Annotated in this window: 23 protein-coding genes; 15 read left to right on the plus strand and 8 right to left on the minus strand. The window is 64.1% G+C overall.

Annotation, left to right across the window (positions count from 1 at the left end):
- The first annotated feature begins 38 nt into the window (after positions 1-38).
- From gcvH to metZ, 13 genes are all read left to right on the plus strand, one after another.
- The gene (gene gcvH / locus QGV55_RS04450) at positions 39-416 is read left to right on the plus strand and encodes a glycine cleavage system protein GcvH (protein ID WP_281018055.1); all 378 of its coding nucleotides are present in this window, start codon (positions 39-41) and stop codon (positions 414-416) included.
- Positions 416-1,762, plus strand: coding sequence for an aminomethyl-transferring glycine dehydrogenase subunit GcvPA (gcvPA, locus tag QGV55_RS04455; RefSeq protein ID WP_281018054.1), 1,347 nt, complete (start codon positions 416-418; stop codon positions 1,760-1,762). Before gcvH ends, gcvPA begins: the two co-directional genes overlap by 1 nt.
- Positions 1,759-3,270: an aminomethyl-transferring glycine dehydrogenase subunit GcvPB gene (gcvPB, locus tag QGV55_RS04460; protein ID WP_281018053.1), complete on the plus strand. Its 1,512-nt coding sequence runs from the start codon at positions 1,759-1,761 to the stop codon at positions 3,268-3,270. Before gcvPA ends, gcvPB begins: the two co-directional genes overlap by 4 nt.
- A gap of 9 nt (positions 3,271-3,279) precedes the next feature.
- On the plus strand, positions 3,280-3,714 hold the full coding sequence (locus tag QGV55_RS04465) for an HIT family protein (protein WP_281018052.1): 435 nt from the start codon (positions 3,280-3,282) through the stop codon (positions 3,712-3,714).
- 18 nt (positions 3,715-3,732) lie between these two features.
- Positions 3,733-4,122, plus strand: a complete 390-nt coding sequence (locus tag QGV55_RS04470) for a DUF1499 domain-containing protein (RefSeq protein ID WP_281018051.1) — start codon at positions 3,733-3,735, stop codon at positions 4,120-4,122.
- A 123-nt stretch (positions 4,123-4,245) separates the two neighbouring features.
- Positions 4,246-4,722, plus strand: a complete 477-nt coding sequence (locus tag QGV55_RS04475) for a PAS domain-containing protein (protein ID WP_281018050.1) — start codon at positions 4,246-4,248, stop codon at positions 4,720-4,722.
- Between the two features lie 333 nt (positions 4,723-5,055).
- Entirely contained in the window at positions 5,056-6,456 is a 1,401-nt protein-coding gene (gene cysG, locus QGV55_RS04480) for a siroheme synthase CysG (protein ID WP_281018049.1), read from the plus strand.
- Positions 6,457-6,475: 19 nt separating this feature from the next.
- Positions 6,476-6,763: a DUF2849 domain-containing protein gene (locus QGV55_RS04485; protein WP_281018048.1), complete on the plus strand. Its 288-nt coding sequence runs from the start codon at positions 6,476-6,478 to the stop codon at positions 6,761-6,763.
- Positions 6,764-6,787: 24 nt separating this feature from the next.
- On the plus strand, positions 6,788-8,443 hold the full coding sequence (locus QGV55_RS04490; protein ID WP_281018047.1) for a nitrite/sulfite reductase: 1,656 nt from the start codon (positions 6,788-6,790) through the stop codon (positions 8,441-8,443).
- Entirely contained in the window at positions 8,430-8,939 is a 510-nt protein-coding gene (locus QGV55_RS04495; protein ID WP_281018046.1) for a DUF934 domain-containing protein, read from the plus strand. Before QGV55_RS04490 ends, QGV55_RS04495 begins: the two co-directional genes overlap by 14 nt.
- 12 nt (positions 8,940-8,951) lie before the next feature.
- Complete coding sequence (locus tag QGV55_RS04500; RefSeq protein WP_281018045.1) at positions 8,952-9,698, plus strand: phosphoadenylyl-sulfate reductase; 747 nt, start codon at positions 8,952-8,954, stop codon at positions 9,696-9,698.
- 14 nt (positions 9,699-9,712) lie between these two features.
- Positions 9,713-10,135, plus strand: a complete 423-nt coding sequence (locus QGV55_RS04505) for a rhodanese-like domain-containing protein (RefSeq protein WP_281018044.1) — start codon at positions 9,713-9,715, stop codon at positions 10,133-10,135.
- A complete protein-coding gene (gene metZ, locus QGV55_RS04510) occupies positions 10,132-11,334 on the plus strand; it encodes an O-succinylhomoserine sulfhydrylase (protein ID WP_281018043.1) in 1,203 nt (400 codons plus the stop codon). Before QGV55_RS04505 ends, metZ begins: the two co-directional genes overlap by 4 nt.
- A gap of 16 nt (positions 11,335-11,350) precedes the next feature.
- Here the strand turns inward: metZ and QGV55_RS04515 are convergent, their stop codons facing one another.
- From QGV55_RS04515 to QGV55_RS04540, 6 genes are all read right to left on the minus strand, one after another.
- Positions 11,351-12,838, minus strand: coding sequence for a VWA domain-containing protein (locus QGV55_RS04515; protein ID WP_281018041.1), 1,488 nt, complete (start codon positions 12,836-12,838; stop codon positions 11,351-11,353).
- Positions 12,839-12,862: 24 nt separating this feature from the next.
- On the minus strand, positions 12,863-14,377 hold the full coding sequence (locus QGV55_RS04520) for a long-chain fatty acid--CoA ligase (RefSeq protein ID WP_281018040.1): 1,515 nt from the start codon (positions 14,375-14,377) through the stop codon (positions 12,863-12,865).
- 34 nt (positions 14,378-14,411) lie between these two features.
- Entirely contained in the window at positions 14,412-15,035 is a 624-nt protein-coding gene (locus QGV55_RS04525) for a TetR/AcrR family transcriptional regulator (protein ID WP_281018039.1), read from the minus strand.
- Between the two features lie 152 nt (positions 15,036-15,187).
- A complete protein-coding gene (locus tag QGV55_RS04530; RefSeq protein WP_281018038.1) occupies positions 15,188-16,051 on the minus strand; it encodes a hypothetical protein in 864 nt (287 codons plus the stop codon).
- A gap of 287 nt (positions 16,052-16,338) precedes the next feature.
- Positions 16,339-17,187: an alpha/beta hydrolase gene (locus QGV55_RS04535; protein ID WP_281018037.1), complete on the minus strand. Its 849-nt coding sequence runs from the start codon at positions 17,185-17,187 to the stop codon at positions 16,339-16,341.
- A gap of 22 nt (positions 17,188-17,209) precedes the next feature.
- Positions 17,210-18,190: a 2-dehydropantoate 2-reductase gene (locus QGV55_RS04540; RefSeq protein ID WP_281018036.1), complete on the minus strand. Its 981-nt coding sequence runs from the start codon at positions 18,188-18,190 to the stop codon at positions 17,210-17,212.
- 289 nt (positions 18,191-18,479) lie between these two features.
- On the opposite strand from QGV55_RS04540, the gene QGV55_RS04545 reads away from it, so the two are divergent.
- On the plus strand, positions 18,480-19,193 hold the full coding sequence (locus QGV55_RS04545; RefSeq protein ID WP_281018035.1) for a S24 family peptidase: 714 nt from the start codon (positions 18,480-18,482) through the stop codon (positions 19,191-19,193).
- A 22-nt stretch (positions 19,194-19,215) separates the two neighbouring features.
- Here the strand turns inward: QGV55_RS04545 and QGV55_RS04550 are convergent, their stop codons facing one another.
- Complete coding sequence (locus tag QGV55_RS04550) at positions 19,216-19,644, minus strand: GFA family protein (RefSeq protein ID WP_281018034.1); 429 nt, start codon at positions 19,642-19,644, stop codon at positions 19,216-19,218.
- A 31-nt stretch (positions 19,645-19,675) separates the two neighbouring features.
- Positions 19,676-20,590, minus strand: a complete 915-nt coding sequence (locus tag QGV55_RS04555) for a polysaccharide deacetylase family protein (RefSeq protein ID WP_281018033.1) — start codon at positions 20,588-20,590, stop codon at positions 19,676-19,678.
- Between the two features lie 84 nt (positions 20,591-20,674).
- Here QGV55_RS04555 and QGV55_RS04560 point away from each other — a divergent pair, with 84 nt between their 5' ends.
- Complete coding sequence (locus tag QGV55_RS04560) at positions 20,675-21,082, plus strand: cupin domain-containing protein (RefSeq protein ID WP_281018032.1); 408 nt, start codon at positions 20,675-20,677, stop codon at positions 21,080-21,082.
- Positions 21,083-21,100: the final 18 nt, after the last annotated feature.

Consider the following 21,100-nt stretch of genomic DNA (forward strand, 5'->3'; position numbering starts at 1 on the left):
GAACCTTACCCCGTCACATGCCGCGCAGGAGGGCATCAATGTCAGATCGCAAGTACACCAAGGATCACGAATGGATCGAAGTCTCCGGGGGGGAGGCCACGATCGGGATCAGTGACTACGCGCAGGACCAGCTTGGCGATGTCGTCTATGTCGATCTGCCGGACGTCGGCCAGCAGGTGGAGAAGGGGGCGGAGGCTGCCGTCATCGAGTCGGTCAAGGCCGCCAGTGAGGTCTACGCCCCCGCGTCGGGTGAGGTCACGGCACGGAACGATGCGCTGGACGACAATCCGGCCTTGGTGAACGAGAGCGCCGAGAGTGATGGCTGGTTCTATCGCATGAAGCTGTCGAACATGTCCGACCTCGACGGACTGATGGACGCCGAAGCCTATGCCGCTTTCGTGGAGGCGCTGGACTGATGCGCTATCTCCCGCAGACGCCCGACGACCGGGCCGCGATGCTGTCGGCCATCGGTGTCGGCAGTATTGACGAACTGTTCCGCGACGTACCTGCCGCGGTTCTGAATGCCCCCATCGACAGCCTGCCCGATCATCAGGGCGAGATGGCGGTGGAGCGGCATTTCCAGGGCTTCGCGCGGGAGAACCTGAGTCCGGCCAGTGCGCCGTGCTTCATCGGCGCCGGGGCCTATCACCACCATGTACCGGCGACCGTGGACCATCTGATCCAGCGGTCGGAGTTCCTGACCTCCTACACCCCCTATCAGCCGGAGATCAGCCAGGGGACCCTGCAGTACCTGTTCGAGTTCCAGACCCAGGTGGCGCTGCTGACCGGCATGGATGTGGCCAATGCCTCCATGTACGACGGCGCGACGGCAACATCGGAAGCGGTGCTGATGGCGCACCGGATCACCAAGCGCAAGAAGTCGATCATCTCCGGCCGGCTGCATCCGCACTACCGGGAGACGACCGAGACCCTGTTGCGTTTCACGCCCTACGACCTGGAGGTCCGCGATCCGGTCATCGGGGGGCAGGGCGGCCTGGCGGATGCCATCGACAAGGACACGGCCTGTGTCGTTGTCCAGAACCCGGACGTGTTCGGAGAGTTCAAGGACCTCACCGATCTGGCCGAGGCCTGTCACGCGCAGGGTGCCCTGCTGGTTGTGGCGGTGACGGAGGTCGTCTCGCTCGGCCTGGTGACGCCGCCGGGTGCCATGGGGGCTGACATCGTGACCGCAGAGGGGCAGAGCCTCGGCGTGCCGCTGTCGTTCGGCGGGCCGCATGTGGGCCTGTTTGCCTGCCGCCAGAAGTATGTGCGCCAGATGCCTGGCCGTCTGGCCGGTGAAACGCTCGATGCCGACGGCAAGCGCGGCTATGTGCTGACGCTGAACGCGCGGGAACAGCATATCCGGCGCGAGAAGGCGACCAGCAACATCTGCACCAATGCGGGGCTCTGTGCGCTGGCGTTCTGCATCCATGTCACCCTGCTGGGCGAAGCCGGGATGACCGGGCTGGCGGAGGTCAATCACCGCACGGCATCCCTGCTGGCGGAGCGGCTGACCGCCCTGCCGGACGTGAAACTGCTGACAGAGCATTTCTTCAACGAATTCGCGCTCGACATCGGGCGGCCCGCCGCGCCGGTCGTGGAGGCACTGGCGGCGCTCGGCATCCTGGGCGGTGTCCCGGCGTCGCGTCTGTTTCCGGGGGAGCCAAGTCTGGAGAATGTCCTGATTCTGGCGGCCACGGAAACGGTGTCGGAGGCCGATATCGACAGGCTTGTCGGCGCATTGCAGGAGATTTCGGCATGAACATCGAACGCACGACCATCTCCGGCGCGCGCGGTCTGGACCGTGATGAGCCACTGAGTTTCGAACAGGATGCGCCGGGACGGACCGGGGTGGACCTGCCCGCCGCGCCGGATGCACCGGACCGGCTGGGCAGCCTGCGGCGACAGGGTGGCATCGGCCTGCCAGGCCTGGCGGAGCCGCAGGTGGTGCGCCACTTCGTGCGCCTCAGCCGCATGAACTACGCCATCGACTACGGTCTCTATCCGCTCGGATCCTGCACCATGAAGCACAATCCGCGTCTGAACGAGCGGCTGGCCCGCCTGCCGGGTATCGGTGACGTGCATCCGATGCAGCCGACGTCGACCACCCAGGGCGTGCTGCGCCTGATGTCGGAGCTGGCGCACTGGCTCACCGAACTGACCGGCATGGCAACCGTCGCCATGACCCCGGGCGCCGGTGCGCAGGGGGAGATGTGCGGCATGATGGCGATCCGCGCGGCGCATGAGGCGCGCGGCGAGCCGCGGAAGCGGGTGCTGGTGCCCGAATCCGCCCATGGCACCAATCCGGCCACGGCGGCGATCTGCGGCTATGAGGTCGACAGCATCCCGGCCACCGCAGACGGGCGTGTCGACATGGCGGCGTTCGAGGCCAAGCTGGGTCCGGATGTGGCTGGGCTGATGCTGACCAATCCCAATACCTGCGGCCTGTTCGAACGTGACATCATCCGGATCGCCGAGCTGATCCACGGTGTCGGCGGCTACTTCTATTGTGACGGGGCCAACTTCAACGCCATCGTCGGCAAGGTGCGGCCCGGCGACCTGGGCATCGATGCGATGCACATCAACCTGCACAAGACCTTCTCCACGCCGCATGGCGGTGGTGGTCCGGGTTCGGGGCCGGTGGTGTTCTCCGAGGCGCTGGCACCCTATGCGCCGCTGCCGAAGGTGGTACAGCGCGACGGCCGCTACGAACTGGTCGAGCAGGAAGACGGTCCCCGCGTCGGACGCATGAAGGGCTTCCATGGCCAGTTCGGCATGTTCGTACGGGCGCTGGCCTACATGCAGAGCCATGGCCGGGATGGCCTGAAGCAGGTTGCCGAGGATGCCGTGCTGAATGCCAATTATGTCATGGAGAAGCTGAAGGACCTGCTGCCGCCGGCTTACCCCGGGCCCTGCATGCACGAGGTACTGGTGTCGGATCGCGGTCTGGACGGTACCGGTGTCGAGACCATGGATCTGGCAAAGGCGCTGATCGACGAGGGCTATCACCCGATGACGGTCTATTTCCCGCTGATCGTCCATGGCGCGATGCTGATCGAACCGACGGAAACCGAAACGCGGGAGACCCTGGACAGTTTCATCGGCGTCATGCGTGGTCTGGTCGAACAGGCAAGGGCCGGTGAGGAAACGGCTTACTTCAAGGCGGCACCTGTCATGACCCCGCGTCGGCGCCTGGACGAGACGCTGGCAGCCCGGAAGCCGGTTCTGCGCTGGGTGCCCGAAGCGCCTGTCGCCGAAGCGGCCGAGTAGGCCCGGCGGATGGCTGGGTTCGAGGTCGATCCGCGTCTGCTTGCCGACAGTGTCGAGGTCATGGACCTGCCGCTCTGTGCGGTGCGGCTGGTGGACGACAGCCGCTGGCCATGGGTGCTTCTGATCCCGCGGCGGGCCGGGGCACGGGAACTGTTCGATCTGGATGCCCCGGATCGCGCGCTGCTGGTCGAGGAAGCTGCAGGGGTGGCGCGGGCGCTGACCGGGGTTGGTCCGTGCGACAAGACCAACATCGCCACTCTGGGCAACATGGTGCCCCAGATGCACGTCCATGTGATTGCCCGTCAGATCGGCGACGCCGCTTGGCCAGGCCCGGTCTGGGGCATTGGAAAGCCGGTTCCCTACAGTCGGGCAGAACGTGTATTGACCGCAGAGACCGTGCGCGTCCTGATTGAGACAGAATTTGTGAACGACGTATCGGAATGAGACTCAGGAGACGCTGAAATGGACTTCCCGACGCTGAAGCTCGGTCGCAAGCCGAACCAGTTCCTGATGGCACCCGAGGGTCTGTGTCAGGCGGCGATCCCGCATGCGGAAAGTCCGGTCTTTGACGTGCCCGCTGCTGATCTGATGCGTCGTCTGCTGGACATTGCGGAAGGTGAGGAGCGGGTCAGCATCAAGGAAGTTTCGGAAGAGACCCTGGCCGTGAAACTTGTTGCAAGGTCAAAGGTATTCCGATTTCCGGACATTATCGATTGCCAGATCCTGCCAGTCGATTCCGACCGTTCCACACTGGCCGTATATTCCCGCGCGCGCTTCGGATATCGGGATTTCGGGGTGAACCGCGCCCGCGTCTCACGGTGGGTTCAGCGTCTGAATCAGCACACCACCTGACAGGGATCGCCTGTTGGCATGTGACCGGCGTCACACCCCTAACAGGAGATTAACAATCATCCAATTCTGGCATTTCCCTTGCCCTTGCCCTTGCAAGTTGCGTTTGCGTAAAGGGGGAGATCAATGTCGGACGATATTCTCAGTCTCTTGGAGGCCTACTGGCGAAGCAAGTGCCAGGACGGGCGGCTTCCGTCGCGGCAGGATATCGATCCTGCCGAGATCAGACGGCTGCTGGCGCATATCGCATTGATTGATGTCGCGATGGACGGAGACGGCTTCCGTTTCCGTCTCGTCGGAACCAAGGTCGTGCAGCAATTGTCCTATGACCCAACCGGTCAGGATGTGACCGAAGGGCCGGGCACGGGCAAGGGATCGCCGTTCTGGGATTTCCTGACGGCAATTGCCACGGACCTGAAGCCGGGCTCGATCGAGCTTCCCTACTTCGGCAACAATGTCTCGTTCGGCAGTATCCGGATCGTCGGCTTTCCGCTGCTCACTGACGGCGTGATCGACAAGGTCCTGCTGGGCTTCAGCTTTGCCGGTGCAACGGAGATGCATGAGCTCAAACGCTGGATTAGACAGTCAAAAAATGTAATATAAAATATATACCGTGAAAGGAAGATATTTATATTGACTTACGTGTCATGAGGATGAAATCATTCTCATGCGAACAACGGCACGTAAATATTCCGGTCTTACAGCATCACCTGATGGGAATGCGCTGACCGCCACGGACTGGCCCACCGATCCGACGGGCCCGCGGAATTTGATCGGGCAGCTTGCACCCGCGTTACCAAATGCTAAAGCGCCACGGAGCGAACTCCGTGGGCCCTTTCGAGGCACGGAGTTCGGGACAATGATCCCAGGAAATTCAGTCACGTTCGATGCCATGCAGTGGTGCCGGCTCCATCCTGTACGGGGAGGGGCCTGACCATGCAGGCGTTTCCGATCTTCCTGAAACTCAGGGATCGCAAGGCCCTGCTGGTTGGCGGCGGCGACGCGGCGGCGGCAAAGCTGCGGCTGCTGATTGCGGCGCATTCGAACGTTCGCGTTGTGTCGCGTGACGCAGATGACTGCGTGCGCGACCTTGTCGATGGCAACCAGGTCACCCTGATCGAGACCGAATTCGATGCGTCTCACCTGACCGGCATCGCGGTGGCGATCGTCGCCACGGAGGACGAGGCCGAGGATGCCCGTGTCGCCGCCGCCGCCCGTGCGGCGCACGTGACGGTGAATGTCGTTGACCGTCCGGCCCTGTCCGATTTCACCATGCCTGCGATCGTCGACCGTGACCCGGTGACCGTTGCCATATCGACTGGCGGCGCGGCACCTGTGCTTGCCCGCCAGGTGCGCGGTGCGGTGGAGGCGGCCTTGCCGGCACAGCTCGGTGCGCTGGCAGGCTTCATGGACAGTTTTCGCAGCGCGGTGGCAGCCATCCGCCATACACCGAAGGCGCGCCGCAAATTCTGGGAGGGTTTCCTGTCCGGTCCGGTCGCCCGCAAGGTGCTGGATGGCAATGCAGGTTCCGCCCGGCAGGACATGCTCGCACTGGTCAATCAGGGCGAAGTCACGGATCCGGTCGGTCGGGTGGCCCTCGTTGGCGCAGGACCGGGCGACCCCGAACTGCTGACACTGAAGGCGCACCGGCTGCTCAAGCAGGCAGACGTGATCGTGCATGACAAGCTGGTGGGGGAGGGGGTTCTGGACCTCGCGCGCCGTGACGCCCGGCTGGTCTATGTCGGCAAGTCTCGTGGTCACCACCATCGCACCCAGCAACAGATCAACGACATTCTGGTCGCGGAAGCGGCGGCCGGGCATCTGGTCGTGCGCCTGAAGGGGGGCGACCCCTTCGTCTTCGGGCGCGGTGGGGAAGAGGTCGCGCATCTGCGCGCGCACGGCATCGAGGTCGAGGTGGTGCCCGGCATCACCGCGGCAGCCGGTTGTGCCGCCTCCGCAGGCTTCCCGCTGACCCATCGCGGCAAGGCCAGCGCGGTGACCTTCCTGTCCGGTCAGGGCAAGGACGGCAGACCGGATCTGGACTGGCGGGCGCTGGGACAGGCGAACCATACACTCGCCATCTACATGGGCATCGATACGGCCCGCACCTCCGCCCGCGAACTGATCGCGCATGGCCGCGATCCGGGAACCCCCGTGGCGGTGATCGAGAACGGGACCCTGCCGACCCAGCGCGTGCTGCGCGGTCGGCTGGACCAGCTGCCCGATCTGGTGGAGCGGGAGGCGGTGGTGACCCCGGCACTGCTGATCATCGGCGAGGTGACCGGCGAGACAATTGACGCCGCGGCGGTTCAGGACCGCCTGGCGCTGGCACTCTGAGACACTGGAGATTCACGCAATGGCACTCGAAATCATCACGGCGAACCGGCTCGGCGACGGTCTGGTGATCTTTCTGACGACAGACGGCTGGTCGGCGCGGATCGGGGATGCGGTCGTATCGGAGAGCAGGGACGAGACGGCGGCGCTGCTGGCGCGGGCGGAAGCGGACGCGGGTCTCGTGGTCGGTCCCTACGAGATCACGGTGGAACGGCAGGCGGATGGCAGCCTCCACCCGGTGAAATATCGCGAAACCCTGCGGACGCGTGGACCATCGGTTCGTACCGACCTTGGATATCAGGCTGCCTGAGCGCAGCGAGCGGGAGAAACAGACATGTATGTCTATGACGAGCTTGATCGCGGCCTGGTGAATGAACGGGTCGAGGAATTCCGGGACCAGGTCAGTCGCCGCATTTCCGGCGAACTGACGGAGGAGCAGTTCCGGCCCCTGCGCCTGATGAACGGCCTGTATCTGCAACTGCACGCCTACATGCTGCGTGTCGCGGTGCCCTACGGTGTACTGTCCAGCACCCAGATGCGGAAGCTGGCGCGGATCGCGCGGGTCTATGATCGCGGCTACGGCCATTTCACCACCCGCCAGAACATCCAGTTCAACTGGCCGAAGCTGGAAGAGACGCCGGACATCCTGGCCGAGCTGGCCGAGGTCGAGATGCATGCCATCCAGACCTCCGGCAACTGCATCCGCAACACCACAGCCGACCAGTTCGCGGGGGCAGCAGCGGACGAGCTGGAAGATCCGCGCATCTGGTGCGAGATCATCCGCCAGTGGTCCACGTTCCACCCGGAATTCACCTTCCTGCCGCGCAAGTTCAAGATCGCGGTGACCGGTGCCGTCAGTGACCGCGCCGCGATCAAGGTACACGACATCGGCATCGTGCTGGTGCAGGGCGCGGACGGGGAAGTCGGCTTCGAGATCTGGGCCGGTGGCGGTCTGGGGCGCACGCCGATGATCGCGAAGAAGATCCGCGAATTCCTGCTGGCCGCCGACCTGCTGAGCTATCTGGAGGCCATGCTGCGGGTCTACAACCGCTTCGGTCGGCGCGACAACAAGTACAAGGCACGCATCAAGATCCTGGTGCACGAGATCGGTGCCGACGCCTATCGCGATGCGGTCGAGGCGGAATGGGCGGATATCCGCGATGGCGCTCTGGCACTGCCGGCGCAGGAGATCAGCCGTATCCGCAAAGCCTTCACACCGCCTGCCTTCGAGGTGCTGGATGCAGTCTCCACCGCCTTCGAGGCGCGCAAGTTCGAGGATCGCGGCTTCGCCCGCTGGGTGGCCAGCAATGTCCGCCGCCACAAGGTGGCGGGATATGCCATCGCCAACATCTCCCTGAAGCCCGCAGGCGGCATTCCGGGCGACGCGACGGCGGAGCAGATGGATGCCGTTGCCGAATATGCCGACCGCTGGTCGTTCGGCGAGGTGCGGGTGGCGCATGAGCAGAACCTGGTGCTGCCGCATGTCCGCCAGGACGACCTCTACGACCTCTGGCTGGCGCTGGGGTCGGTGGAACTGGATGCCCCGAACATCGGCACGCTGGGCGACATCATCGCCTGCCCGGGCATGGACTACTGCAGCCTCGCCACTGCGCGCTCCATCCCCGTGGCGCAGCAGATTTCGGAGCGGTTCGCCGATCTGGAGCGGCTGCATGACATTGGCTCGATCAGCCTGAACATCTCCGGCTGCATCAATGCCTGCGGGCATCACCACGTCGGCAATATCGGCATCCTCGGCGTCGACAAGAAGGGTGAGGAATTCTACCAGATCACCCTGGGCGGTCAGGCCGACGAGAATGCGGCAATCGGCAGGATCATTGGTCCCGGCTTCGCCTCCGACGCGATCGTCGATGCCATCGAAACCATCATCGAAACCTATCTGTCGGTGCGCCAGGACGGCGAGAGCTTCATCGCAACCCTGAACCGCCTCGGCCAGACCCCTTTCAAGGAGGCTCTCTATGGCACTGCTTAAGAACGGGCGACTGATCCAGGACCGCTGGACCACCGTCGACACCCTGACCGATGCCCTGAAACCCGGCGGCGTGCTTGTCCCGCTGGACCTCTGGCTGGCGGAGCGCGATACCCTGCGCGGCAAGAGTGCGGTGGGTGTCATCCTGCCGAACGACGCCGATCCGGACCTGCTGGCGGATGACGATGACCGCATCGCGGCCATCGTCCTGACCTTTCCGTCGATGGTGGATGGGCGGGCCTTCTCCCAGGCGCGCCTGATCCGCGAACGCTTCGGCTTCGATGGGGAAATCCGCGCCCGTGGGCCGGTGATCGCCGACCAGTACCTGTATCTGCTGCGCTGCGGCGTCGATGCCGTGGAAGTGCCGGACGACACCAATGTCGAGAGCTGGCTGCGCAATGCACGGCGGTTCTCCACCGTCTATCAACCCGCCGCCGATGATCGCGTCCCGGCCTATCGCCGCCGCCATCTGGTGGCGGCTTCGGCCATCGCCTCCTGAGGAGCCGCCGACATGTCGCTTCAGACCCGCCAGCCCTTTCCCGATATCGAACGGCTGATCCGTTCCTCGAACCGCGCGTTCGAGCTGAATCGGACCTGTGGCGAAATGCAGGGGATGGACCTGATCGCCGCGGCGCGGGACGCGTTCGGTGACAGGCTGACGCTGGTGTCCTCCTTCGGGACCGAAGCAGCGGTTCTGCTGCATATGGTGGCGGAGGTCGATCCGTCGATCACGGTCACCTTCGTCGATACGCGCAGGCTGTTCGGTGAGACCCTGCGCTATCGCGACCAGCTCGCATCGCGTCTGGGGCTGATGGACGTGCGCACGGTCGCGCCCGATCCGCGTCGTGTGAAGCAGCTTGATGCGGACCAGATGCTGTTCGACCGCGACACGAACCTGTGCTGTCACATCCGGAAGGTGGAGCCGCTGGAGCGCGCCCTGAACGGCTTCGACGCCTGGATCACGGGCCGCAAGGCCTATCAGGCGGAAACCCGGCGCTACCTGCCTGCGGTGGAGGCTGTCGGCGGGCGTGTGAAGTTCAATCCGCTGGCCCGCTTCACACCCGAGCGGATCAATGACTGGTTCAGGCATCACAATTTGCCGCGTCATCCGCTGGAAGCTGACGGTTTTCTTTCCGTTGGCTGTATGCCATGCACCGACAGGGTCAGGCCGGGCGAGGATCCCAGATCCGGGCGCTGGCGGGGACAGGACAAGACAGAATGCGGCATCCATGAAGGTGTCGCAGGTGACGGTATCTGAGGGGCATCAAGGATATGACTGAAGGATATGCGGGCGATCGCAGCCCGGCGGACACCTACGCCGCGTTGAAGACTGAGCCGGGAGCGGTTCTGGTGGATGTGCGCACCGTGCCGGAGTGGCAGTTTGTCGGCGTGCCGGATCTGGCGCCGGTGTCGAAGGAAGCGCTGTTCGTCGAATGGCAGGCCTATCCGGAGATGAAGGTCAACGAAGGCTTCGTTGCCGCCGTCGAGGCGAAGGGTGTGTCGAAGGACCAGCCGGTCTACCTGCTCTGTCGCTCGGGTGTGCGCTCGAAGGCTGCCGCGAAGGCGCTGACGGCCGCTGGTTTCCAGGCCTGCTACAACATTCTGGAAGGCTTCGAGGGGAATGCGGACAGTGATGGCCATCGCGGCAATGTCGGCGGCTGGAAGCATGCGGGACTGCCCTGGAGGCAGCAGTGACACGAGACGTCGCCGATGCGGCGGCGCAGTGGGAGCTGGAGACCCGGCTGGTGCGGGGCGGTCTGGACCGCTCGGCCAACGGCGAGACGAGTGAGGCGCTGTTCCTGAACTCCGGCTTCGTCTACGAGACGGCGGCGGATGCGGAGGCGCGCTTCAAGGGGGAACAGGACGGCTTCGTCTATTCCCGCTACGGCAATCCCACCGTCGCGATGTTCGAGGAACGGATGCGGCTGATGGAGGGGGCGGAGGCCTGCTTCGCCACCGGCTCCGGCATGTCCGCGGTCTTCGCCGCTCTGATGTCGCAGCTGAAGACAGGTGACCGAGTGGTGGCTTCCCGCGCCCTGTTCGGCAGCTGTCACCACATCCTGACCCAGATCCTGCCGCGCTTCGGAATCGAGAGTGTGCTGGTGGAGGGGACGGACCTCGACGCATGGGCCGACGCGCTGAAACCCGGCGCGGCGGTGGTCTTTCTGGAGACACCGGCCAATCCCACGCTCGACCTGATCGACCTGCGTGCCGTGTCCGATCTGGCCCATGCGGCCGGCGCGCGGGTGGTGGTGGACAACGTGTTTGCCACCCCTGTGCTGCAGCGCCCGATGGACCATGGTGTCGATATCGTCGTCTATTCGGCGACCAAGCACATCGACGGGCAGGGACGCGTGCTGGGTGGCGCCGTGCTCGGCAGCAGGGATTTCGTCGACAATTCCCTGATGCCGTTCCTGCGCCATACCGGCCCGGCCCTCAGTCCGTTCAATGCCTGGGTGCTGCTGAAGGGGCTGGAGACGCTGACGCTCCGCGTGGAGCGCATGTGCGGAAATGCAGCGAAGGTGGCGGCGCACCTGTCGGCTCAGCCCGGTGTTTCACGGGTGATCTGGCCCGGTGCGGATGATTTCCCGCAGCGGGAACTGCGCGAACGTCAGATGACTGCTGGCGGCACCCTGATCACGCTGGAGATCGCTGGCGGCAAGCAGGGCGCGTTCCGCTTCATGGACCGTCTGCGGATCATCGACATCTCCAACAACCTTGGCGATTCCAAGAGCCTGGTGACCCACCCGACCACCACGACGCACCGCGCCATTTCCGCGGAGGACCGCGCCCGGATCGGCATCAGCGAAGGCATGTTGCGCCTGTCGGTCGGGCTGGAGAATCCGGAAGACCTGAAGGCTGATATTTCACAGGCGCTTGCCGGCGGGGACTGAGGGCAGGGCGCCGCCGCTACATCGCCGCGCGCAGCACCCGGTCGACGATGCGTTCCAGGTGGCGGAGTGAATTGCAGACCTCCACCTGGTGGCAACTGGCGGCGTAGCGCGGCATCTCGGAATCGCCGGTACCCCATTGCAGCCGTCCCTCCGGGTTCAGCCAGATCAGGCGCTTCGAGCGTTCATAGATCGTGCGGACGATTTCGGCACGCGGCTCGCCGTAGTTGGTGCGCGCGTCGCCCAGGATGATGACCGTGCTGCGATAGTCCACGTCGGCCAGCGCGATGTCGCGGAAATCGAGCAGGGAGCGCCCGTAGTCCGTGGACATGTAGGCGAAATCCTCCAGTACCGTCGTCACGGCCTCCTCGATGCCGCGTGTCTCGAACAGGCGGGTGACTTCCCGCAGCTCCCCCGCGAAGGCATAGGCACGGACCTTCGGCAGTACCTCCTGCAGCGAATAGAGGAACATCAGCAGGAAGCGGGAGACATTGGCGACCGAACCGGAAACGTCGCACAGCACATGCACATCCGGCCGGTCGATCTTCGTCCGCCGCCACTTGGGTTCCATGATCAGGCCGTCATAGGCCTGGTTGTGGCGCAGGGTCCGGCGCACATCCAGCTGGCCCCGGTTGGACTTCTTGCGTCGGCGGGAATGCTGCACCACCAGCTTCTTCGCCATCTTGCGCACCAGTTCCTGCATCTGCACGAAGTCGCGCCGTTCCACATTGGTCAGCCGCATCTTCTGCAGCATTTCCTCCCGGATGCGGCGGCTCTGGCCGGCGGCCTGCAGGGCAAGCTGCTTTTCCACATAGTCGCGCAGCCGCTCCATCATCCGGCCCCGCGCCTGGTTCAGGCGCTGACCCAGACCCTCCGCAGCCTGATCGCCGGCCAGTCCGGCATCGCGCAGGTCGGCCAGATCGTCGTCCAGTTCCTCCAGCCCCATCCCCTCGGCGATGCGGCGGGTGAACAGGCCGATCTGCGTGAACAGCACGATCTCGCGGACACCGGATTCCTCTGCCGCTTCCGCCAGTCGGGTCTCCAGCCCGGCCCGGTCGTTCTCCAGCAGCATGCGTGAGAGTTCGGACAGGCTCGTCAGGTCACCGGATGGCTCCGCCGTGGTCGGGGCACCGCCCGCGCCACCGCCGCCGCCTTCGCCCTGGCCGCCTTCCCCGCCTTCGCCACCCTGCATGCCGTCGCCTCCGGGGGAGTCGTCGGACGGGCTGGCCTCCTCCCGATCGGCAGCGTCGGGGTTGTCGTCGTTCGCGGGTCCTGTCTCCTCATCGAAATCCTGGATGGCGAAGAACCGTTCAAAGCAGTCGTCGAAGGATTCCTTCTCAAGCTCCGACTTGGCCAGGGTGATGGCCAGCGTGTCCTTGAGCAGTTCCCGGTCGCCAAAACCCACAAGGTCGATGGCCTTGTGTGCCTCCAGCGTTTCGGCAGGCGAGATCTTCAGGTCGGCTTCCCGCAGCGCTTTCAGGAAGTCGGCCAGCATGGGCGTGATCATTGTCGGACCTCGGCTTTCCGGAAATCAGTCGCGCGGCAGTTCGTGCTTTGTCACCTTGCCGGTCGCATTGTGGGGCAGTTCGTCCATGAATCGTACGGACTTCGGCACCTTGAAGCGGGCCAGGTTGTCCTGGCAATGCGTCGTGATCGCTTCCTCGGTGAGGTTGGAGCCGGACTTCTTGACCACGAAGGCCCGTCCGACTTCCCCCCAGCGTTCGTCGGGGACACCGATGACGGCGGTCTCGGCAATGCCGTCGAGCTGGTAGAGCACGTTCTCCACCTCCGCCGGGTAGACGTTCTCCCCGCCCGAGATGAACATGTCCTTGTAGCGGTCGACGATGGTGACGAACCCCTCGTCATCCATGCATGCCGCGTCGCCGGTATGGAACCAGCCGTCGGTGAAGGAGTCGCGGTTGGCGTCGGGCCGGTTCCAGTATCCGGGCGTGATGGTCGGCCCCTTGATCCAGAGTTCGCCCGTTTCCCCGGTCGCGACATCCTGCCCGTCGGGGTCGACGATGCGGATGGATGTATGCATGGCCGCCTGTCCGGCGGAGCCGATCTTGTCGAGCGCGCGGTCCTTCGACAGCAGCGTGCCAAGGGTGCAGGTCTCGGTCATGCCCCAGCCGTTCTGCAGCATGATCCCGCGTTCGGCATAGGTCTCCAGCAGGGAGCGGGGGCAGGCGGCACCACCGACGCCAATGGTGACGAGGCGGGAGAGGTCCGCGGTCCTGAACTCCGGCAACTGGCTGGCAAACAGGAAGTTCGTCGGGACACCGAAACCATGGCTGATCGCCAGATCTGCGTCGGACAGCAGGTTCAGGAACTGCAGCGGGTCGAAGGTCCGCATGACGATGTTGGCGCCGCCGATGTGGAAGATGCCGTTGGCGAAGAGCTGCAGGCCGCCGATGTGGAAGATCGGCAGGAAGGCAAGATTGACGGAATGCCGGGTCAGTTCGCACTTCATGGCGGAATTCACCGCATTGTAGAACGCCTGTCCGTGGGTCACGCGCGCGCCCTTCGGCCGGCCCGTGGTGCCGGAGGTATAGACCAGCGCCCAGGTGTCATCGTGGGTCAGGTCGGCGATGGGGCATTTTCCGTTGGACCGGGCCAGTCCCTGTTCGTAGGCACTGTCCGCGCCGTCAGCGCAGCCGATCAGGTGAGGTGTGCCACAGGTCCGGGCAATTGCCTGACCGGCGTCCATGAATTCCTCGCCGACGATCAGCGCACGCGGGTCGGCGTCGCCTACGATGAATTCCAGCTCCGGCACGGCGAGCCGCCAGTTCAGCGGCAGGAAGATTGCGCCGATACGCCGACAGGCAAACTCGACCTCATAGTGGTCGGAGGAATTGTGCGCCAGCATCGCCACCCGGTCGCCGCGTCCGACACCGCATTCATTGGCCAGGAACAGCGCACAGCGATCAACCCGCTGATCCATCTCGCGATAGCTGAACTGCCGCGACGAATGCAGGTCGATGATGGCGCGGGCATCGGGCTGATAGCCGGCGTGATGGGCAATCCAGTCATAGGCTGGCACCGTCATGTCGTTTCCTCCCCGGGGTGTGACGTCCGGCAGTCTAGACTGCCGCGTCTGTCAGCTGTCCTGCGTCCTTCGGTGAGTTGTAACCCACTGTCCGCATGACGAGTTCGATCATCTGGTCCGCGATGTGTTCATCGCTGAGCCGCCCGCCCGTGCGGTACCAGGTAAACATCCACGAGATCATTCCCCCGACCGCGAGGGTGGCCAGGCGGACGTCGTCGACCTTGAAGATGCCCTGTTCCAGACCTTCCTGCAGCAGGGCTGCCAGCTTCTTGTCGAACTCGGCCCGCATCTCGTCGATCCGCCTGCTTGCCGCAGCCGGGATGTACTTGTCCTCCCGGAAGTAGACCGCGATGTTGGCCTGATGGGCCATGACCACGTGACAGAACTCGCGAATGGCCTGGCCCAGCCGTTCGGCCGGATCGCCCTTGCGGTCGTGGGCATCGGCAATGGCCTTCAGCGAAAGCCGCGTGCCGCGCTCCGCAATGTCACCAAGCAGAGCCGCCTTGTTCTCGAAGTGCGAATAGATGAAGGGCTTTGTCACTTCAAGGCGACGGGCGACCTGATCCAGTGTGGTGCCCTGGTAACCCTGTTCGAAGAAGAGCTGTCTTGCCTCTTCCAGAATACGTTCCCGCTTAAGTCGTGCAATTTCGTCCCGCATGCCCGAACGCATCGGAAATACCCCCTGTCGCGCAGGCCCCCATCGACGGCTGCCTGTGGGTGAGTTGGCTCACCACGTTGTTACGTCGAGGTACAGTTGCATACTTTGTGGTAGATTTCAAAACCGAGATGCGTAGCCCGGATGCTGCGGTGTCAGCGCTGACAGGCACCGTTACGGCGGCGATAAGGTTGATCACAGTTCCAGTCGTTGCCGGAATAGTCGAGATGCGCATTGTCGGGCAGGGCGATCCGGACACAACCGTCACCCTTGATACTGAAACCGTGCTCACATTTCCAGCCCTTGCCATAGGCCGAGTCGTCGAGATAGCCGTTGGCCGGTACGACGATGGCCTCGCAGGCAGTATCCGTGGCCCTGAAGCCCCTGTCGCAGAGCCATCCCGAGCCATAGCTGACGCCGGACAGATACCCGTTCCGGGGCACCTGGATGGCTTTACATGCCGTGTCGCTCGGGCGGAAACCGCGCGCGCACTCCCATTCCGTGCCCTGAGCGCTGAGAAAGCCGTTGGCCGGAATGACGATGGGTTCGCACCGGTCTCCGTTCTGGAGGTAGCCGCGATCGCAGCGCCATGGGGTGCCGTAGGAGGAGCCCACAAGGTAGGCGTTGCGGGGCACGGTGATGGGCTCGCATCCGTTCCGGGTCTGCAGGAACCTGCGTCCGCAGGTCCAGCGATCGCCGGAGCTGTTCAGAATGGCACCGGTCGGCATGTCGATGGGTTCACACTGCCCGCTGACCTCCTTGAACCCGCGCATGCAGTCCCAGCCCCGCCCGTAGGTCTTGTCGGTCTCGAAGGCGTTGTCGGGCACGTTCATCTTGACGCAGGCATCGCGCGACCGGCGGAACCCGGTATCGCAGTTCCAGCCGGAACGGGAGCCGACCGTGTGGGCATTGTCCGGAATCACGGTTTCTGCCGCGCTGGCGGACAGACCGGCCACACAAAGCAGCAGTGCGCCAAGCAGGGCCATGAAGTGAGTGTGTCTTGCCGCCAATGCGGACATGCGGGAATCCCTCTCTGGTGAACCATGTGCCATCTTGCCGACGCACGGCAGGAACGGCAGGTCAGGCAACGGGCACGCATGAAGGCGTGCACCCGTGACCGTGCCGGTATCGAGGCGGAATATTCGAGGAAATGGTTGCCATCCGTGACCGGGTGTTGCTGCCGCAGTCAGGAGGCCATTCAGCAGTCTGGTCCACGTATTCCAGACCGCAGCAGCAGCTTAGCAGATCGCACCGCGAATGATAGCGGGCTGTTGCAGACGGTGATCCTGCCCGGGCTGGATCAGGGTCAGAGGCCCATCATGGAGAGCATTGTCCGGGTCAGCACGGACTTCGGGGCCGCGACAGCCTCCATCAGGGTGAAATGGTTGGTTCCCGGCACCAGCATCACCTCCCGCGCCACGCCATGCAGTCTGGCATAGCTGTTGGACTGGTCGATCCATCCGTCCGGTTCGTCACCGCCTGCCGCCACGAGCAGATCGATGCCGGGCCGGGGGCTGAAAGCTTCGGTCAGGATGTTGTTGCGCGCCGCAACGTCCGCTGTCAGGCCGATCTCCGCATTGATGGAGGTACGCATGGCGGCACGGGGGTCGAAGATGCCGGAAAGCAGGACGGCGGAACGGATCAGATCCGCGGGCAGTCCATGTGTGGTCCAGTCGTGCGCAACGGCAACTGCACTGAGGTGCGCGCCGGCGGAATGGCCGCTCAGATGGATGCCGTCGGTCGATGCGCCGTAGTCGGCGGCATGCTGTGCGGCATGGGCAATGCCGCGCATGACCGAATCCACCAGGCCGTCCAGCGTGACCTCCGGACAGAGCGGGTAGTTGATCAGCACCACCGTCGCCCCGGCACCGGCGAAGGGTTCCGCCACGAAACTGTGCTCGTCCTTGGAAAGGGCACGCCAGTATCCGCCATGGATGAAGACATGCATGGGGCTGCCGACGGGTCCGGGAAAGATGTCGTAGACTTCGCGCGGATGCGGGCCGTAGGAGATGTTGCGGCGCATGTCCTGGCGGTTGCGTGCGGCTGCGGACTCGGAAATGAAGTGCTCCAGATGCTTCGCGGCATCCGGCGAGGCCACACGTGGATTGAAGTGGCGCTCGACCTCTTCGTCGCTCATCTGTTGCCAGTCGCTCATGTCGCTCTCCCCCAAACGTCCGTCAGGCCGTGTAGCAGCCTGCCTGCTTCGCCCGCAATACGGTCAGATGATAGACCGTATCGATGATCGGTGTCGGAATGCCGGTGATGCGGCCCAGTTCCGACACGGTGCCGATGATCGGCTCGATCTCCATCGTGCGCCCGCCTTCCAGGTCCTGCAGCATCGATGTCTTGTGCGCGCCGACCTTCTCGGCTGAGGTGATACGCTTCTCCACCGTCATCGGGAAACGCACGTCCAGTGCTTCGCCGACAGCTTTGGCCTCTGTCATCATCGTGTGGATCACCGATCCGACACCGGCATCCTGTGCCATGTCCACCAGGGTGGCGCCCGTCAGGGCCGAAACCGGGTTGAAACTGAGATTGCCCCACAGCTTGACCCAGATCTCGTTGCGGATGTTGGGGCGGATCGGGGCCTTCACGCCGGCATTGACCAGGGCGGATGACAGGGCCTGGATGCGGTCGGACTTCGATCCGTCCGGTTCCCCCAGGGACAGGCGCTCCCCGTAGCCGAGCTGGACAACGCCGGGCTCGGGAACCTCCGCCGCCTGCCAGACGACGGAGCCGATCACCCGCTCCGGCCCGATCTTGTCCCAGAGCTCATTGCCCGGATCGGCACTTACCAGCCGTTGCCCGGCATACTTGCCCTCCAGCCCGTGAAAGTACCACCAGGGCATGCCGTTCTGTGCCGTGACGACGGCCGTGTCAGGGCCGAGCAGCGGCTGCATGGCATCCGCGACGGCACGCACGCCATGGGCCTTCAGCGTCAGGAGCACATAGTCCTGTGGCCCCAGCTCGGACGGATCATCGGTTGCCCGTGGGTGGACGGTGAAATCATCCTCCGCCGATTTCAGCCGCAGGCCGTTCTCGCGGATCGCCGCCAGATGCGGCCCCCGGGCGATCAGGCTTACATCCGCACCTGCACGCGACAGCATCGCCCCGACATAGCCCCCGATCGCGCCTGCGCCATAGATACAGATCTTCATGCGGTTTCGTCCCCCTCAAAGGCGTAGAGCGTTCCACTGTCCGGTCGCGGGCCAGTGCTGTTCCGTCAACGGACGGAATGACAAAGGTCTAACAGACAGGCAACAGATTGGACCAGAATTCCGCCTGCGATAAGAGGCTGAAGCGGGCGGGCGTGCACTCTGCAGGAATGGTGGTTCCCGTTGGCAGGTTGTCTCATGTCCAGAAAACCATTCGGTAAAGTATCTGCGTGAGTAGAAAATTCGGTAATTTTAACTTGTTTTGGCCTTGGATGATGTGTATTCATCCGGTATGCAGAACAACGAACTTCTGGAACGTATCGACCGGAGACTGCGCGACAAGGGCCTGACGGACTACCGGGCCTCGATGCTGGCTGCCGGTCGGCCCGAGATCATCCGCAACATTCGTCGTGGCCGATCGCGCAATCCGCGTCGGGACACGATGGAGAAGCTGGCGCGGGTTCTGGATTGCTCCTTCGAATGGCTGGCAACCGGGCGTGGCCCTGTTCAGTCACCGCCGGACGTGCCTGGCGTGCCCGCCGCTGCCGCCCCGATCGTCAGTGGCGAGGATGTGCCGATGCCTCCGGCGCGCAGCGAGATGCCGCTGGATGTTCCGGTCATGGGGACAGCAGCGGGAAGCCTGAAGGGCGCGTTCCAGCTTGATACCTCTTCCCCCATCGACCGGGTGCGCCGCCCGCCGGGCATCGCCACGGCGGTGGACATCTATGCGCTCTACATCGTCGGGGATTCCATGTCGCCGCGGTTCGAGGACGGGGAACTGATCTATGTCTCCGGCCGTCGTCCGGTACGTACGGGCGACGATGTCGTCATCCAGGTCCATGGTGAGGACGACCAGGTGGAGGCCTATTGCAAGCGGCTGGTGAAACGGGACAGTTCGGGCACGACGGTGGAACAGTTCAATCCGTCGACCAGGTTCGACATCGCCGCTGACCGTACCATCGCGATCCACAAGGTGCTGAACCTGAACGACCTGTTCGGCATCTGATCCGCGATCGGGGCGTGCGGCCTTACCAGTCCGGCATCTTCTCGTCGCTCGGCAGGTCCGGATCCATGACATCCCAGGCGTGGGCGCTGCCGACATAGATGTTCCTTGAAGGCGCATACACACCCGGATCGTCCAGACTGCCGGCATAGAGGGCGCGGGTCTTCGGCGATGCCCCGTTCTTCAGGAACAGGGGCGAGCCGCAGTCGGGGCAGAATGCGCGGTGCATGGCGTGGCCCTTGTCGGCGGTGACCTCATGCCATTTCGGCGCGCCCTGAAGCAGCACGAAGTCATCCTCCGCGATCACCAGCGCCGGAAAATAGGCACTTCCCGTGGCTCGCTGGCAGTCGCGGCAATGACAGTTGCCCATGTAGAAGACCTTGCCGCCCGACTGATAGCGGATGCTGCCGCAGGCGCATCCGCCTGCCAGTTCCTTGCCTGCTGGTGCCGTCATCGGTTTCTCCCTGGTTGCGATTGGTGAATGTTCAGCCTCTGGGCGGATGCGTTGTCCGCCAGTGCTCCGCGATCTGCTGCCCTGTGCAGACCCAGACATCGTCGAAGGACTGTATGTGATCCAGGAAGCGTGTCAGGCCCCCGATCCGGCCAGGCCTGCCGATCAGCCGGTCATGCAGCCCGATGGACATCATGCGCGGTTGTCCGGCGCGCCCTTCCGCCCGGAGCACATCGAAGGCATCCCGCATGTAATGGAAGAAGTCGTCGGCCGTACTGAAGCCGCTGTTCTCGTTGAAGCGGTTGTCGTTGGTCTCGTAGGAATAGGGGACGACCAGATGATCGTGCCCGTGTTCGTGCAGCCAGTACGGCAGTTCGTCGTTCAGGCTGTCGCGGTCATAGAGAAAACCGCCATGCCCGATCAGCAACCGGCGGGTGTCCGGGGAGGGGCGACCTGTCATCCAGCCGACCGGGGGGGAGCCTGTCAGCCGGGTGATCTCGGCGACCGCGTCGGCGATGTGCTGTCGCTCCGTCGCTGCATCGACATGCTGGTAGTCGATCCAGCGCCAGCCATGGCTGACCAGTTCGTGCCCGCCTTCGGCAATGGCCGCGACGAACTCCGGATTGTGTTTCAGGCCGCTGACGACGGCCAGGATGCTGGCCTGCAGGCCCCGGCTCTCGAAGGCGTCCAGCAGGCGCCAGATGCCGCGCCGACTGCCATATTCGAAGGCCGCTTCCGCCAGCATCGATCGCGCACCGATGACCGCGGGGAAGCCGATATCGTTCAGCATCCCTTCCGACGTGTCGTCGCCGTGCAGCACCGACAGTTCTCCGCCCGCCTCGTAGTTCACGGCGAATGTCACTGCGATGCTTGCGCCGCCGGGCCATTGCGGGTCGGGCAGCCGCCTTCCGTAACCGGCGAGGTCTCTGGGATAGTGTCCTTCCGTCACGGCAATCTCCTGACTTCTGCATGCGACCGGTGTAGAATGCGGGCTGAAACAACAATCACCAAGTGTCCGGGGGAGGATACAGCCATGAACGACCAGTCAAACGCACCGAAGCTCGGAAAGATGGTTCACGCGGTGCCGTCGGAACTGCCCGACGCGTCGGGCCGCCGCGCCTTCTTCACATACAAGGACATGGGCGTCACCGATGCGACAGGTGGCCTGATGCGCGCGCAGCTGACCACGGCGCGGGAGGGGATGAAGGAATCCACCGGCTGGCACTATCACGTCTGCGAGGCGCAGTACGTCTATTGCACCAGCGGCTGGGTCGATCTGGAATTCGAAACCGGCGAGACGATTCGCGTCAGCGCGGGCGAGTCGATCTTCATTCCCGGCGGCATGAAGCACAACGAGCTGGAGACCTCCGACGACTTCCAGATTCTCGAGGTGTCCGTGCCCGCGAAGATGGATACGGTGCCCTGCGATCCGCCTGCGTGAAACGCGACGGACATGGCT

The sequence above is a fragment of the Minwuia sp. IMCC3009 genome (genome assembly GCF_029909415.1).
In the GTDB taxonomy this organism is placed as follows: domain Bacteria; phylum Pseudomonadota; class Alphaproteobacteria; order Minwuiales; family Minwuiaceae; genus Minwuia.

What these genes read in the sequence shown, in the direction of transcription:
- gcvH (WP_281018055.1), top strand. Translation starts at nt 39, where the DNA reads ATGTCAGATCGCAAGTACACCAAGGATCACGAATGGATCGAAGTCTCC.
- gcvPA (WP_281018054.1), top strand. Translation starts at nt 416, where the DNA reads ATGCGCTATCTCCCGCAGACGCCCGACGACCGGGCCGCGATGCTGTCG.
- gcvPB (WP_281018053.1), top strand. Translation starts at nt 1,759, where the DNA reads ATGAACATCGAACGCACGACCATCTCCGGCGCGCGCGGTCTGGACCGT.
- QGV55_RS04465 (WP_281018052.1), top strand. Translation starts at nt 3,280, where the DNA reads ATGGCTGGGTTCGAGGTCGATCCGCGTCTGCTTGCCGACAGTGTCGAG.
- QGV55_RS04470 (WP_281018051.1), top strand. Translation starts at nt 3,733, where the DNA reads ATGGACTTCCCGACGCTGAAGCTCGGTCGCAAGCCGAACCAGTTCCTG.
- QGV55_RS04475 (WP_281018050.1), top strand. Translation starts at nt 4,246, where the DNA reads ATGTCGGACGATATTCTCAGTCTCTTGGAGGCCTACTGGCGAAGCAAG.
- cysG (WP_281018049.1), top strand. Translation starts at nt 5,056, where the DNA reads ATGCAGGCGTTTCCGATCTTCCTGAAACTCAGGGATCGCAAGGCCCTG.
- QGV55_RS04485 (WP_281018048.1), top strand. Translation starts at nt 6,476, where the DNA reads ATGGCACTCGAAATCATCACGGCGAACCGGCTCGGCGACGGTCTGGTG.
- QGV55_RS04490 (WP_281018047.1), top strand. Translation starts at nt 6,788, where the DNA reads ATGTATGTCTATGACGAGCTTGATCGCGGCCTGGTGAATGAACGGGTC.
- QGV55_RS04495 (WP_281018046.1), top strand. Translation starts at nt 8,430, where the DNA reads ATGGCACTGCTTAAGAACGGGCGACTGATCCAGGACCGCTGGACCACC.
- QGV55_RS04500 (WP_281018045.1), top strand. Translation starts at nt 8,952, where the DNA reads ATGTCGCTTCAGACCCGCCAGCCCTTTCCCGATATCGAACGGCTGATC.
- QGV55_RS04505 (WP_281018044.1), top strand. Translation starts at nt 9,713, where the DNA reads ATGACTGAAGGATATGCGGGCGATCGCAGCCCGGCGGACACCTACGCC.
- QGV55_RS04515 (WP_281018041.1), bottom strand. Translation starts at nt 12,838, where the DNA reads ATGATCACGCCCATGCTGGCCGACTTCCTGAAAGCGCTGCGGGAAGCC.
- QGV55_RS04520 (WP_281018040.1), bottom strand. Translation starts at nt 14,377, where the DNA reads ATGACGGTGCCAGCCTATGACTGGATTGCCCATCACGCCGGCTATCAG.
- QGV55_RS04525 (WP_281018039.1), bottom strand. Translation starts at nt 15,035, where the DNA reads ATGCGGGACGAAATTGCACGACTTAAGCGGGAACGTATTCTGGAAGAG.
- QGV55_RS04530 (WP_281018038.1), bottom strand. Translation starts at nt 16,051, where the DNA reads ATGTCCGCATTGGCGGCAAGACACACTCACTTCATGGCCCTGCTTGGC.
- QGV55_RS04535 (WP_281018037.1), bottom strand. Translation starts at nt 17,187, where the DNA reads ATGAGCGACTGGCAACAGATGAGCGACGAAGAGGTCGAGCGCCACTTC.
- QGV55_RS04540 (WP_281018036.1), bottom strand. Translation starts at nt 18,190, where the DNA reads ATGAAGATCTGTATCTATGGCGCAGGCGCGATCGGGGGCTATGTCGGG.
- QGV55_RS04545 (WP_281018035.1), top strand. Translation starts at nt 18,480, where the DNA reads ATGCAGAACAACGAACTTCTGGAACGTATCGACCGGAGACTGCGCGAC.
- QGV55_RS04550 (WP_281018034.1), bottom strand. Translation starts at nt 19,644, where the DNA reads ATGACGGCACCAGCAGGCAAGGAACTGGCAGGCGGATGCGCCTGCGGC.
- QGV55_RS04560 (WP_281018032.1), top strand. Translation starts at nt 20,675, where the DNA reads ATGAACGACCAGTCAAACGCACCGAAGCTCGGAAAGATGGTTCACGCG.